Source organism: Magnetospirillum sp. 15-1 (assembly GCF_900184795.1).
Taxonomy (GTDB): Bacteria; Pseudomonadota; Alphaproteobacteria; order Rhodospirillales; family Magnetospirillaceae; genus Phaeospirillum.
Genome location: NZ_FXXN01000026.1, coordinates 148,587 through 162,829, shown reverse-complemented (window position 1 = coordinate 162,829; position 14,243 = coordinate 148,587). Strand labels below are relative to the sequence as shown.

The window sequence follows — 14,243 nt, the reverse complement described above, 5'->3', positions numbered from 1 at the left end:
ACCGGAAGGGGCTTTTTCATGGCCTGAATGGCGATGGCTTGGGACCAAACGGGTCCGCCTATTCCGCCGCGCCGGCCTTGTTGGAATTGGCGGCGGGCTGGTCGGGGTCGCGCAGCACATAGCCGCGTCCCCAAACCGTCTCGATGTAGGACTCGCCGCCGGTGGCGGTGGCCAGCTTCTTTCGGAGCTTGCAGATGAAGACGTCGATGATCTTCAGCTCGGGCTCGTCGATGCCGCCATAGAGGTGGTTGAGGAACTGCTCCTTGGTCAGCGTCTGGCCCTTGCGGAGCGACAGCAGTTCCAGGATGCCGTATTCCTTGGCGGTGAGGTGCAGAGGGTCGCCGGTGACGGCGACGGTGCGGGCATCGAGATTGACCGACAGCTTGCCGGTGTCGATCACCGACTGGGCGTGGCCCTTGGAGCGCCGCACGATGGCCTGGATGCGGGCCACCAGCTCGCCCTTGTCGAACGGCTTGGTCAGGTAGTCGTCGGCCCCCGAGCCCAGGCCCTTGATCTTCTTGTCCGGCTCGGAGAGGCCCGACAGGATCAGGACCGGCGTCTCGATGCGCGCCGAGCGCAGGCGGCGCAGCACCTCGTAGCCGTCCATATCGGGCAGCATCAGGTCCAGAAGGATGATATCGTAATCGTAGAGTTTGCCGATCTCGAGCCCGTCTTCGCCCAAAGCGGTGGTGTCCACCACCATGCCCTCGGCCTTGAGCATGGATTCGATCGCTCTGGACATTAACTGGTCGTCTTCGACCACCAAGACTCGCATCGTAAGGTCCCCGATCCCATCCCTCTCTACGATGTGTTAACCATACGGGTGTATTCTGACGAGTTCAAGGCGGCTGGAAGGGGCGGCGCAATTGAAATTCCTTGTCCGCAACCTGATCAGCGACATTGAGCGGGTTTCCAACATCCAGGTTTACGGCCAGGTAGCTGCCGTTCAGGGCATGCTGCTGGAGGCCGGCGGCGTGCAGCGGACCATTTCGGTGGGTGATCGCTGCAACGTGGTGGCCCGTGACGGCCGCCGGGTAATCTGTGAAGTGGTGGGCTTCCGCCAGGGGCGCGCGCTGCTGATGCCCTATTCTCCCATCGAGGGGATCGGCCTGGGCTGCCGCACCGAGGTGCAGGACGCCGAGCCGGTGGTCTTTCCCGATCGCGGCTGGCTGGGGCGGGTGATCAACGGCTTCGGCGAGCCGGTGGACGGGTTGGGGCCGTTGCCCGGCGGCGACACCGCCTATCCGGTCAAGGCCCAGCCGCCCTCGGCCCATTCCCGCTCGCGGGTTTCGGGCAAGATCGATCTCGGTCTGCGCTCGGTCAACGCCTTCCTCACCTGTTGCCGCGGTCAGCGCATGGGCATCTTCGCCGGCTCGGGCGTCGGCAAGTCGTCGCTGATGTCCATGATGGCGCGCAACACCTCGGCCGACATCTCGGTGCTGGGGCTGATCGGCGAGCGTGGCCGCGAGGCCCGCGAGTTCATCGAGGACGACCTGGGGCCGGAAGGCATGAAGCGCTCGGTCGTCGTGGTCTCCACCTCGGATGAAAGCCCCCTGATGCGCCGTCAGGCGGCCTACATGACGCTCACCGTGGCCGAGTACTTCCGCGACCAGGGACTGGACGTGCTGTGCATGATGGATTCGGTGACCCGTTTCGCCATGGCCCAGCGCGAAATCTCGCTGTCGGCGGGCGAGCCGCCGGCTTCCAAGGGTTATACCCCCACCGTGTTCGCCGAACTGCCCCGCCTGCTGGAGCGGGCCGGGCCGGGGGTGGGCAAGGGTTCCATCACCGGGCTGTTCACCGTGCTGGTGGACGCCGACGACCACAACGAACCCATCGCCGACGCGGTGCGCGGCATCCTGGACGGCCACATCGTGCTGGACCGCTCCATCGCCGAGCGCGGCCGCTATCCCGCCATCAACATCCTGCGCTCGGTCAGCCGGACCATGCCCGGCTGCAACAACAGCCAGGAAAACGATCTGGTGCGCCGGGCCCGCGCCCTGCTGTCCACCTACGAGGACATGGCGGAACTGATCCGCCTGGGCGCCTATCGCCGGGGCACCGATCCCAAGGTCGACGAGGCCATCCATTATTACCCGGCCATCGAGGCCTTCCTGGGCCAGTTGAAGACCGAGGCCACCAACCTGCAGACCTGCTACGCCCAATTGGCCGAAGTGCTGGGCATGCCGTTCGACGGCGATGGCATGGGACGGAAGTAGCCGTCATGCTGACCGGGGCTATGAAATAGATGGCCGCCAAGGGGCTGCACACCCTCATCCGTCTCTCCAAGTGGAACGTCGACGAGAAGCAGCGGGTCCTGGTGGCGCTGCAGGGGCGCGAGGACGAGATCCTGGCCGCCATCCGCCACGCCGAGGAAAGCCTGATCCACGAGCAGCAGGTGGCCTCGGCCGACGCGGCCGGGGTGGGCTTCGCCTATGCCGCCTTCGCCAATGCCTGGCTGTCGCGGCGCGAGCAGTTGATGCAGATGCTGGAGCAGGTGCGCCAGGAAATCATCAAGGCCCGCGACGATCTGGCCGACGCCTTCAACCAGCTCAAGACCTACGAGCTGACCCAGAAGGAACGCGAGCGCCGCGCCCAGGCCGAGCGCGACAAGAAGGAACAGGCCTTCCTGGACGAGATCGGGCTGAATATCCACCGTCGGCGGGACAAGGAACCGGGCTGAGGAGGCTTTATGGGCCGGCGAGGGATGGGGGCCGGTTGCCCGGTTCCGTCCCTCGCCGCCCGTGGCTGCTTCGCGCCCCGTATGGGGGGAGGGTGGCGCGAGCGAGGCCCTTTTCCCACCCGTCTCCCTGAGATTGAGCGGTGGGGCCCTTGCCACCCGCCCCGGCGGAGTGGGGGGAGCTGGGGCGAACGGCAGGGTGAGAAGTAGAATAATTCAACTACTCGGAATCGGCAAGGCCTTTGCCGCCGGACCCCAAAGGTTATCGGGGTTTCAGCAGGGGGCGTTTCCTACAGCAGCTTCACCACGAAGAAGCCGCCCACCAGCACCACCACGAACACGGTGGTGACCAGCTTCAGGCGCCGTTCGACGAAGTCGCGGACGGGCGGGCCGAACTTCCACAGCAGGGCGGCGACCAGCAGGAAGCGCATGCCGCGCGCCACGATGGAGGCGAAGGTGAACTTGACGAGGTCGAAGTCGAAGGCGCCGGCGGTGATGGTCACCAGCTTGTAGGGAATGGGGGTGGCGCCCTTGACGATGATGAACCACACGCCCCATTCGTCGATGATCGGCTTCAGGGCCAGGAACTTTTCCTGCAGGTGGAAGGCGCCCAGGATGGCCATGCCGATGGAATCCATGGCGTAGTGGCCGATGGCGTAGCCGAGGAAGCCGCCCACCACCGAGGACACCGTGCAGATCAGGGCGATGCGCAGCCATTGGGTGGGCGCGGCGATCACCATGGGGATCAGCATGACGTCGGGCGGAATGGGAAAGAACGAGCTTTCGATGAACGAGATGGCGGCCAGCCACCAGATGGCGTGCCGGTGGGCCGCCTTGGCCATCATCCAGTCGTACAGGCCCTTCAGCATCACGCACTCTCCTCGGAACAGCGGCCGAGGTGTAGCAGCCGGAGGGCGAAGGGGCAACCACCCCTTGTCATTTGCCCGGGGTATCGGCACTTTGGGGCCGTATCGGGGAGGATATGGAATGCGCGCGGGAGTCGCGGCGGGTTTGGCTTTGGCGATGGCGGCAGGCGAGGCGGCGGCCCAGGAGGCGCATGCGCTGGCCTCTCTCCGGTTCGATCCCCTGTCGCTGGGCATCGGCGCCCTGCTGGTCCTGGTCCCCGCCGTGGCGGTGCTGGTGCTGCTGCGCTGGCGCATGGCCGGGCTGGCCGCCGACGCGCTTCGCGCCGGGAGCCTGGCCGAGCGGCTGAGCGAGAGCCTGCTGGCGGCGCCCGATGGGTTCTATGCCTGGCTGGGGGCCGAGCGCGAGGTCTGCTCGCGGCGCCTTGCCGTGCTGCTGGGCCTGTTCGGCGGCACCGATTCCACCTTCATGGACGTCCTGGAATCCTTCGCCGCCGCCGATGCCGCCCAGTTGGACGGCGCGGTGCGGCGCCTGCGCGAGGAAGGCCAGGGCTTCGAGCTGGAACTGCGACTGCGCGACGGCGGGCGCCGGGTGCGCGCCGTGGGCGTGCGCGCCGCCGGACCGGACGGCACGGCCTTGGCCGATCTGATCTGGATGCACGACGTCACCGAGGGAGCCGCCTTCGAGGCGGAACTGGCCTCGCGTCTGGCCGGGCTGGCCGGGGAGCGCGAGCGGATCGAGGGGCTGCTGGGCGTGCTGCCCATTCCCATCTGGGTGCGCGACGACGATCTGTCCCTGCTGCACGTCAACCGGGCCTATGCCCGGGCGGTGGATGTGGCCTCGCCCCAAGCGGCGGTGGCGGGGCAGATCGAGCTGGCCTCGGACGGTTCGGTGCGCGAGGCCCGCGCCCTGGCGGCCCGCGCCCGCGCGGCGGGCGAGCCGCGCGCCGAATCCTTCCATCTGGTGCTGGGCGGCCAGCGCCGCTTCACCGAGATCACCGAGGCGCCGTTCGAGACCCATGACGGCGGGCTGCTGACCGCCGGTTATGCCATGGACCTCACCCGCATCGAGGACCTGCAGGTTGAACTGGCCCGTCACGCCACCGCCCATGCCCAGGTGCTGGAGCATCTGGCCACCGCCATCGCCATCTTCTCCACCGACACGCGGCTGACCTTCTTCAATACCGCCTTTACCCGGCTGTGGCGGCTGGAGGCCGATTGGCTGGGGGCGCAGCCGACCTATGGCGCCGTGCTGGATTCGCTCCGCGAGCGCCGGCTGCTGCCCGAGGTGGCCGATTATCGCGCCTACAAGGAAGACGAGTTGAAGCGGTTCATCTCGCTGATCGATGCCGCCGAGACCCTGCTGCACCTGCCCGACGGCCGGACGCTGCGCCGCATGATCGCCGCCCATCCCTATGGCGGCCTGATCTTCACCTACGAGGACGTCACCGACACCCTGGCGCTGGAGCGCTCGTTCAACACCGCGCTGGCGGTGCAGCGGGAAACCCTCGACCATCTGCACGAGGGCGTGGCGGTGTTCCGGGGCGACGGGCGTCTCCGGCTCTACAATCCCGCCTATGCCCGCATCTGGAATCTGCCGCCGGCCATGCTGGAAGCCGAACCCCATCTGGCCGAACTGGTCGAGGCCCATCGGCCCTATTTCGAGGGCGGCGCCGAGCGCGCCTCGGTGTGGCCCGAGGTGCGCGAACGCCTGATGGCCCTGTTCAACACCCGTGCGCCCCAGAGCGGCAGGGTCGAGCGCCTGGATGATTCCATCGTGGATTTCGCCTCGGTGCCGCTGCCCGACGGGGCCATGCTGCTGACCTGGCTGGACGTCACCGATTCGGCGCGGGTGGAGCGCGCCCTGCGCGAGCGCAACGAGGCGCTGGCCGCCGCCGACCTGCTGAAAAGCGAGTTCATCGCCAATGTCTCGGCCGAGGTCAGGAAGCCGCTGACCACGGTGATCGGCTTTTCCGAGATGCTGGCCGCCGAGTATTTCGGCAAGCTCAACAAGCGCCAGCACGAATACGCCCGTGGCATCACCGAGGCGGGCCAGGGGCTGCAGGCGCTGATTTCCGACATCCTCGACCTCGCCGCCATCGAGGCGGGGCAGATGACCCTGGAACTCGATACCGTCGACATCCACCCCATGCTGTCGGGCGTGCTGGGGCTGGTGCGCGAACGGGTGCGGGAGAAGAAGCTGCATCTGGACTTCGACTGCCCGCTGGATATCGGCTGGATCGTCGCCGACGAGCGTCGTCTCAAGCAGGTGCTGTTCAACCTGCTGGGCAAAGCCCTGAAGCGTACCCCGGCCGGCGGCAGGGTGACGGTGCGGGCCGAGCGGCGGCCGACGGAACTGGCGCTGACCATCAGCGATACCGGCGCCGGCCTCTCCAACGAGCAGCAGGAGCGGCTGTTCGGCGGCTTCGCCCTGGCTGGCCGCCGCGAGGCGCTGCCGGCCGGTCAGGACGACGACGATGCCGGTATCGGTCTGGCCCTGGTGCAGCGCTTCGTCGACCTCCATGGCGGAAGGGTGGAATTGGCATCGGTGCCCGGTGAGGGTACGGTGGTGACCGTGCGGCTGCCCGTGGGCGCAGGGGCGGCATGACCAACAAGGGAGCGGACGGGTAATGACGACGAAGACGGGGTGGCGGCTGGGCCTTCTGGTCGCCGCGATGCTGGTCGGGACGGTGAATTCCGCCACGGCCCAGATGGTGACCGAGGAGTTCTCCATCAGCAGCAAATGGCCGGACCAGAAGCTCTATATCCGCAACAAGCATCCGGCCGCCCTCTACGACGTCAGGCCCGAGAAGACGGTGCTGTTCCTGCACGGCGCCACCTATCCCGCCCATTCCTCGTTCGACATGGCGGTCGACGGCCAGAGCTGGATGGACTGGATGGCCGCCCGGGGCTACGACGTCTATTCGCTCGATATCCACGGCTACGGCAAATCGGGGCACCCGCCCGAGATGAAGCAGACTCCCGAGGCCAATCCCCCGGTGGTCGACACCACCGACGCCGTCGAGGACGTCACCCGCGCCGTGGACTTCATCTTGTCGCGGCGCAATTCCCAGAAGGTGGTGCTGGTCGGCTGGTCGTGGGGCGCCACCCTGGCCGGAGCCTTCGCCAACAGCGCCCAGGACAAGGTGGAGCGTCTGGTGCTCTATGCGCCGCAATGGCTGCGCGAGGTGCCGCCGCCCACCGACGCCGACCTCGCCCGGGTTCCCGCCTGGCGTCAGGTAGATCCGCGCGACGCCCGCGACATCTGGCTGAAGGCTGTGCCCGAGGCCAAGCGCGAGGCCGTGTTGCCCAAGGCGGTGTTCGGCGAATGGCTGAAAGCCACCCTGGCCAGCGATCCCGAGCCCGCCACCCCCAATACGGTGCGCGCTCCCAACGGCGTGGTGTTGGATACCATGCGCTATTGGGCGTCGGGCAAGCCCCGCTGGAACCCGGAACGCCTGTCCATTCCCGCCCTGGTGATCCAGGGCGAGTGGGACATGGAGGCTCCGCCGGCCATGGGCATGAAGCTGTTCAACAAGCTCACCACCTCGCCCTACAAGCGCTACGTCATGGTGGGCGAGGCCACCCACGCCGCCCTGATCGAGAAGAACCGCAAACAGCTTTATCAGGCGGTGGCCGAGTTCCTGGAATCCCCGGCGCCGCAACGCTAGGGGCCGATATCGGGCTATCGCCCAAACCCATCCGGGGCTAATGCCCCGGACCCCATTTCTATTCAGCCCGTGCCGCAGAACCGGCGACGCGGCTATTGCACCTCGGCTGTAGGGGCAATTCGGGTCGTACCCTCGGCGCCGATCGAAATTCTAAGGTAGTGGGTCCGCATCGGCTCAATGCGGAGTGAAGTTTCATAAATGCTGTGGGTGCCAAAGAGATTTGGTGTTGGGATCACGCCAAATACGTGGTCACCCGGCGCCATGTACAAGGTTACCGATTCGCTTGTATCAAGTTTAGCAGCCCATATTCCATCGACTTTTAGTGCCTGATAGACCCCGCTGCCAACGAAACCGCTATCACGAACAACGATCACGGTGGATAGGCCACTGCCGGGATTGCCAAACGCTAATATGCGATTCGGGGGCGTTGGAGTGGTCGCATCCAGCTTGACCGGAGAAGTCCCGCAGGCAGCCAGCCCGAGGGAAGCCGCCATAACTATAGCAATCAAGCGCATATGTATTTGCTCCTCTCAAAGCGAAAATCAAAGGAGACGGTATCAAATTTGTGTCGACTGTCATTGCGCCATTGCTTTTTGGGGGCGTTGCGCGAGGGCGGGGCGCAGACCCCGCATTGAGCGCGGCGTAGTCGCAGGGGATGAGGTGTTGCGAATCCCCCTTCCCAGATCTTTCATGAGCGGGGTTTGGGGCAATTGGCCCCAAGCGGGTTTGGGCGGCAGCCCATAACTCAACCGAACAGGTCGGGCGGGTCGGCGTCCTCGGCTGGGCAGAGGTCGGTGATGCCGATACCCAGCAGGCGGAAGGCGCGGCCGTCCGTCTGGCGTTCCAGCAGGGCCAGACCGGCGCGCAGGATGATCTCCGCCCGGCCGGTGGGGTCGGCCAGCCGCTGGTGGCGGGTGATCACCTTGAAGTCGGCGGTCTTGAGCTTGAGCACCACGGTGCGCCCCGCCAGCCGGGCCCGGTCCAGCCGCCGGGCCACGCCCTCGGCCAGGGGGACCAGCGCCTCGGCCAGCACCTTGCCGTCACGGGTGTCGCGGGCGAAGGTGGTCTCGGTGGAGACGCTCTTGGTCGGGCGGTCGGGATTGACCGGGCGGCTGTCGATGCCGTGCACCATGCCGGCCAGCCTGCGGCCGAACTTGCCCCAGCGCGCCACGAATTCCGCCTCGGGCAGGGCCTGAAGCTGGGCGATGGTGGTGATGCCCTGGTCGGCCATGCGCGCCGCCGTCGCCGCCCCGATGCCGAACAGTGCGGTCACCGGGCGCGGCGCCAGGAAGCGGGATGCCTCCTCGCGGCCGATCACCGAGAAGCCCTCGGGCTTGTCGAGGTCCGAGGCCATCTTGGCCAGGAACTTGTTGTAGCTGAGACCCACCGAGACGGTGATGCCCACCTGCAGGCGAATGGCGCGGGCCAGCCGGGCCAGCAGCACCGCCGCCGGCCGCTCGACCAGCCGCACCCCCGGTGACAGGTCGAGATAGGCCTCGTCCAGGGAGAGCGGCTCCACCAGGGGCGTGGCCTTCTCGAACAGGGCGCGGATTTCGCCGCTGACCTGTTTGTATTTGGCGATGTTGGGGGGAATGACCACGGCGTGGGGGCACAGCTCCAGCGCCTTGAACATGGGCATGGCCGAACGCGGCCCGAACTTGCGCGCCACGTAGCAGGCGGTGGTCACCACTCCCCGCCCGCCGGGATGGCCGACGATCACCGGCTTGTCGGCCAGGGACGGATTGTCGCGCTTCTCCACAGAGGCGTAGAAGGAATCGCAGTCGATATGGGCGATGGTGAGGTCAAGCAACTCGGCATGGCTTACCCGCCGCTCCGAGCCGCAGGCGGCGCAGACCCCGCCCCCGGTTCCCAGGGCGCCGCAATCCCGGCAGACGGCCGGTGCCTGATCACCATATGTTCCCATAACGGAACTATAGCGCCACACGGTTTCCCCGCCCATGGAAAAGAACTCTCCGGTCCGCGCCGCCGCAATTTTCTCTTCTCTCTTGCGCGCCGTCTCCGGAAGCCGTTGACTGCCCTCTCACCAAGGCCATGGCGAGAGGCCATTCCATGAGTCCGGTCTTCACCATCCCGCCCGGCGCGGCGTTCGTCGATACCCTGGCGGCCTGCCTGCTGGCCGAGGCGGGGGGCGATCCGCTGGCGTTGGCCGACATGGAGATCCTGCTGCCGACGCGGCGCGCCTGCCGCGCCATGAGCGACGCCTTCCTGCGCCTGTCGGGGGGGCGGCCGCTGCTGCTGCCCCGGCTGCGGCCACTGGGCGACATGGACGAGGAGGAGTTGGAGCTGTCCGGCGCCGATCCCCTCGACCTGCCGCCGGCGGTCAGCCCCACCGAGCGGGTGCTGATCCTGGCGCGGCTGATCCTGACGGCCGCCGCCGCCCAGAAGGGGCATGTGCCCAGCCCGGACCAGGCGGTGCGGCTGGCCTCGGAACTGGCCAAGCTGCTGGACGCGGTCCAGGTGGAGCGTCTGGACTTCGCCGGGCTGGTCAAGCTGGTGCCCGAGGATTACGCCAGCCATTGGCAACTGACCCTCGATTTCCTCAAGATCCTCACCGAGGCTTGGCCGGGCATCCTGGCCGAGCGCGGCGTGCTCGATCCCGAGGACCGGCTGAACCGGGTGATGGCGGCCCAGATCGAGGCGTGGCGGGCCAGACCGCCCAGCCACAAGGTGATCGCCGCCGGCTCCACCGGCTCGCGCCCAGCCACCGCCGATCTGCTGGCGGCGGTGGCCCTCCTGCCCGCCGGGCGGGTGGTGCTGGCCGGTCTCGACCGCGAGATGGACGAGGAATCCTGGGTCGCGCTCGATCCCGCCCATCCGCAATACGGCTTGAAGGCCCTGCTGGCCCGGCTGGGCGTGGAGCGCGGCGCGGTGCGGCCGCTGACCGCCGATGCCGATTTGCGGCAGGACCGTGTCCGTCTGCTGGCCGAGGCCCTGCGCCCCGCCGCCACCTGCGAGGCGTGGCGCGACCTGCCCGCTCTCGACTCCCGGGTGCTGGACGGCGTCTGGCGCCTCGACGCCCCCACCCCGCGCGAGGAAGCCGGGGCCATCGCCCTGATGATGCGGCGCGAGTTGGACCGGCCCGGCCACACCGCCGCCCTGGTCACTCCCGATCGCGGGCTGGCCCGGCGGGTGGCGGGTGAACTGGAACGCTGGGGCATCCGCATCGACGATTCCGCCGGGCGGCCGCTGGGGTTGAGCGAACCGGGTGCGTTCCTGCGGTTGACCGCCGAGATGGTGGCCGACGACTTCGCCCCCCACGGGCTGCTGGCCTGTCTCAAGCACCCGCTGGCGGCGGGCGGCATGGAGACCGGCGCCTTCCGCGCCCTGGTCCGCCGGCTGGAGCGTCTGGCCCTGCGCGGCCCGCGCCCGGCCCCCGGCGTGGCGGGCCTGCGTCAGGTGGTCAAGGACCCGCGCCTGTCCTCCTGGCTCGCCGACCTGGAAGCCATGGCGGCGCCGCTGGCCGATCGCCTGAAGGCGGCCGAGACCTCCCTGGCCGATCTGCTGCGCGCCCATATGGAATTCGCCGAATGGCTGGCTGGCGACGACCAGCTTCCCGGCCCGGCCCGGCTGTGGCGGGGCGAGGCGGGCGAGGCCGCCGCCCGCTTCGCCGCCGATCTGGCCGCTGCCGCGCCGGTTCTGGGCGGTATGGCCGGGCGCTGCTATCCCGCCCTGTTCGACGAGGTGATGGCCGGGGTGGCGGTGCGCTCCAACTGGGACCACCATCCCCGCCTGTTCATCTGGGGGCCGCTGGAGGCCCGCCTGCAGCACGCCGACCTGCTGGTCCTGGGCGGGCTCAACGAAGGGACCTGGCCGGCGCCGCCCGAAGCCGATCCGTGGATGAGCCGTCCAATGCGCACCGCCTTCGGGCTGGCGCCGCCCGAGCGCCGCATCGGTCTGGCCGCCCACGACTTCGCCCAGGGCTTCGCGGCGCCCCGGGTGGTGCTGAGCCGCTCGGCGCGGGTGGACGGCACCCCCACCGTGCCGTCGCGCTGGCTGATGCGCCTGGACGCGGTGATGAAGGGCTCGGGCCTCGCCTTCGACCAGGATGCCGGCCAGTGGCTGGACTGGCACGCCCTGCTCGACCGGCCGGATAGCTGGAAGCGTCCGGAAATTCCGGCCCCCGCCCCGCCGGTCAAGGTCCGCCCCCGGCGGTTGTCGGTCACCGAGATCGAGACCTGGATGCGCGATCCCTACGCCATCTACGCCAAACACGTGCTGCGCCTGAAGGCGCTGGACCCCATCGATGCCGATCCGGGAGCGGCGGAATACGGCAGCATGGTGCACGAGGCGCTGGAACTGTTCCTCAAGGCCTGGCCGCGCGCCCTCCCCCCCGAGCCGGAAGCGGAATTGCTGCGCATCGGCCGCGAGGTGTTCGAGGCCAAGGTGGTGTCCCCCGCCCTGTGGGCCTTCTGGTGGCCGCGTTTCGAATCCGTCGCCCGCTGGGTGGCGGCCCGCGAACGGGGACGCCGCCCCGCCCTGCGCAACGTCCACGCCGAGGCCGGCGGCATCCTGGAGATCGAGGCGCCGGCCGGGCCCTTCACCCTGACCGCCAAGGCCGACCGCATCGACGAGATGAGCGACGGCACCCTGGCGCTGATCGACTACAAGACCGGTACGCCCCCCCGAGCCCGCGAGGTGGCGGCCGGTTTCGCGCCGCAATTGCCGCTGGAGGCGGTGATCGCCCGCCACGGCGGGTTCGCCGGCATTGGGGCGGCCGAGGTGTCCGAACTGCTGTACTGGCATCTCAAGGGCGGCGCGGCGGGCGGCGACGAGCGCTCGGCGGGCGGTGACGCTGCCGCCCTGGCCGACGAGGCGCTGGAGGGGCTGCATGCCCTGGTGGCGGTGTTCGACGATCCGGCCACCCCCTATGCGGCGCGGCCCCATCCCGAGCACGCGCCCAAATACTCGGATTACCTGCATCTGGCTCGGGTGCGGGAATGGGCCAGCGGCGGCGACGGAGAGGAATAGTTAGGGCCGCACCCCAGTTCCATATGGAATCTTTATGCCCCGCCGGGCCAAGGTCGGCCTATCGCAGGCTGCCCGGATTTTTTCATGGCCGATCACCCTTCCGCCCCGGCACCCGACCTCCGTCGGATGTTCGCCCTTGCCCTCGGTGCCGTGGGGATTGTTTACGGAGACATCGGCACCAGCCCGCTCTACACCCTCAAGGAATGCTTCGGGGCGGGCGGCGGAGTGGGCGTGACGCCCGACAACGTGCTGGGCATCCTGTCGCTGATCTTCTGGGCCATCCTGCTGGTGGTGACGCTGAAATACGTCACCTTCGTCATGCGCGCCGACAATCGCGGCGAGGGCGGCATCCTGGCGCTGCTGGCGCTTACCGTGCCCAAGGACGGGGTGGCCGGCGGCAAGCTGATGCTGGCGCTCGGGCTGTTCGGGGCGGCGCTGTTCTATGGCGACGGCATGATCACCCCGGCCATCTCGGTCCTGTCGGCCATCGAAGGGTTGCAGGTCGCCTCACCCCAGTTCGAGGCCGTGGTGCTGCCGCTGACCATCGCCGTGCTGTTCGGCCTGTTCACCATCCAGAAGCACGGGACCGGCGCGGTGGGGGCCTGGTTCGGCCCCATCACCCTGGTGTGGTTCGCGGCGCTGGGCGCGTTCGGCGGCGCCGAAATCCTCCATAATCCCGGTGTCCTGGCCGCCCTCGATCCGCGCTATGGCGCCCGGTTCCTGGCGGCGGACGGCTTGCGGGCCTTCCACGTGCTGGGCTCGGTGGTGCTGGCGGTGACCGGCGGCGAGGCGCTTTACGCCGATATGGGCCATTTCGGCCGCACTCCCATCAAGCTGGCCTGGTACGGCGCCGCCATGCCGGCCCTGCTGCTCAATTACTTCGGCCAGGGGGCGCTGATCCTCTCCGACCCGGACGCCCTGACCAATCCCTTCTACCTGCTGGTGCCGGGCTGGGCGCTGTATCCCATGATCGGTCTGGCCACCGCCGCCACGGTGATCGCCTCGCAGGCGGTGATTTCGGGCGTGTTCTCCATTACCCGGCAGGCGGTGCAGTTGGGGTTCCTGCCCCGGCTGGGCATCGACCACACCTCGGACGAGGAGCAGGGGCAGATCTACATTCCCGCCGCCAATTGGGGGCTGCTGGCGGCGGTGCTGGCCCTGGTCGTCGGCTTTCGCACCTCGTCCAGCCTGGCCGCCGCCTATGGCATAGCGGTGACCGGGACCATGGCCATCACCTCGGTGCTGGCCCTGATGGCGGCACGTCGGTTGTGGGGCTGGCCGTCTCCGCTGTGCTTCGTTCTCGGCATCGCCCTGCTGACCATGGACCTGTCGTTCCTGGGCGCCAACCTGCTGAAGATTCCCGAAGGCGGCTGGGTGCCGCTGGCGGTGGGCTTCGCCATGTTCATGGTGATGACCACCTGGGCGCGTGGCCGCGCCGCCCTGTCCCACCGGCTGTCGGCCGAATCCATGCCGCTCGACACCTTCCTGGCCAATCCGCCCCAGGTGATAAGGGTGCCCGGCACGGCGGTGTTCATGACCGGCAATGCCGATACCGTTCCCCTGGCCCTGCTGCACAACCTGAAGCACAACAAGGCGCTGCATCAGCGGGTGGTGTTCCTGCGGGTGGTGACCGAGGACGTGCCGCGCGTCGCCGCCCGCGACCGGCTGGTGGTCGAGGGGCTGGCCGACGGTTTTTATCGCATCACGCTGCGCTACGGCTTCTTCCAGGACCCCGACATCCCCAAGGCGCTGCGGCTGTCCAAGGCGTTCGGCCTGGAATTCGAGATGATGGCCACCTCGTTCTTCGTCGGCCACGACGTCATCGTGCCGGCCGCCGACCATGCGGCCCTGCCGTGGTGGCGGATGAACCTGTTCATGGTGCTCAGCCGCTTCTCGGCGCGGGCCACCGATTTCTTCCGCATTCCGTCCAACCGGGTGGTGGAGCTGGGGGCGCAGGTGGTGTTGTAGTCGAGGTTGCCACGGCAAAACCGGGGATTGAAGAGTTTTTACCGGTATCCCCTTTTGAACTCCGGATGGCGA

Annotated in this window: 10 protein-coding genes; 6 read left to right on the top strand and 4 right to left on the bottom strand. The window is 68.3% G+C overall.

What is annotated here, in order from left to right:
* Nucleotides 1-58 precede the first annotated feature (58 nt).
* On the bottom strand, nt 59-775 hold the full coding sequence (locus CP958_RS16270) for a response regulator transcription factor (RefSeq protein WP_096703280.1): 717 nt from the start codon (nt 773-775) through the stop codon (nt 59-61).
* Between the two features lie 91 nt (nt 776-866).
* Here CP958_RS16270 and fliI point away from each other — a divergent pair, with 91 nt between their 5' ends.
* Nucleotides 867-2,219, top strand: coding sequence for a flagellar protein export ATPase FliI (fliI, locus tag CP958_RS16265; RefSeq protein ID WP_096703279.1), 1,353 nt, complete (start codon nt 867-869; stop codon nt 2,217-2,219).
* 29 nt (nt 2,220-2,248) lie between these two features.
* On the top strand, nt 2,249-2,683 hold the full coding sequence (locus tag CP958_RS16260) for a flagellar export protein FliJ (RefSeq protein WP_096703278.1): 435 nt from the start codon (nt 2,249-2,251) through the stop codon (nt 2,681-2,683).
* A 287-nt stretch (nt 2,684-2,970) separates the two neighbouring features.
* Here CP958_RS16260 and CP958_RS16255 read toward each other — a convergent pair whose 3' ends face one another.
* Nucleotides 2,971-3,549, bottom strand: coding sequence for a YqaA family protein (locus CP958_RS16255; protein WP_096703277.1), 579 nt, complete (start codon nt 3,547-3,549; stop codon nt 2,971-2,973).
* A 118-nt stretch (nt 3,550-3,667) separates the two neighbouring features.
* Here CP958_RS16255 and CP958_RS16250 point away from each other — a divergent pair, with 118 nt between their 5' ends.
* Nucleotides 3,668-6,151: a PAS domain-containing sensor histidine kinase gene (locus CP958_RS16250; RefSeq protein ID WP_170959002.1), complete on the top strand. Its 2,484-nt coding sequence runs from the start codon at nt 3,668-3,670 to the stop codon at nt 6,149-6,151.
* Between the two features lie 22 nt (nt 6,152-6,173).
* Entirely contained in the window at nt 6,174-7,214 is a 1,041-nt protein-coding gene (locus CP958_RS16245; RefSeq protein ID WP_096703275.1) for an alpha/beta hydrolase, read from the top strand.
* 92 nt (nt 7,215-7,306) lie between these two features.
* Here the strand turns inward: CP958_RS16245 and CP958_RS25960 are convergent, their stop codons facing one another.
* Together CP958_RS25960 and CP958_RS16240 are read right to left on the bottom strand one after the other, a co-directional pair.
* Nucleotides 7,307-7,729 (bottom strand): hypothetical protein, encoded by a 423-nt coding sequence (locus CP958_RS25960; RefSeq protein WP_141400537.1) that lies wholly within the window; start codon nt 7,727-7,729, stop codon nt 7,307-7,309.
* Between the two features lie 230 nt (nt 7,730-7,959).
* Nucleotides 7,960-9,174, bottom strand: a complete 1,215-nt coding sequence (locus CP958_RS16240) for a DNA polymerase IV (protein WP_242442941.1) — start codon at nt 9,172-9,174, stop codon at nt 7,960-7,962.
* Between the two features lie 110 nt (nt 9,175-9,284).
* Here CP958_RS16240 and addB point away from each other — a divergent pair, with 110 nt between their 5' ends.
* Both addB and CP958_RS16230 read left to right on the top strand, forming a co-directional pair.
* Nucleotides 9,285-12,203, top strand: coding sequence for a double-strand break repair protein AddB (addB, locus tag CP958_RS16235; RefSeq protein ID WP_096703273.1), 2,919 nt, complete (start codon nt 9,285-9,287; stop codon nt 12,201-12,203).
* Between the two features lie 84 nt (nt 12,204-12,287).
* Nucleotides 12,288-14,171 (top strand): potassium transporter Kup, encoded by a 1,884-nt coding sequence (locus CP958_RS16230; protein WP_096703272.1) that lies wholly within the window; start codon nt 12,288-12,290, stop codon nt 14,169-14,171.
* Nucleotides 14,172-14,243 lie beyond the last annotated feature (72 nt).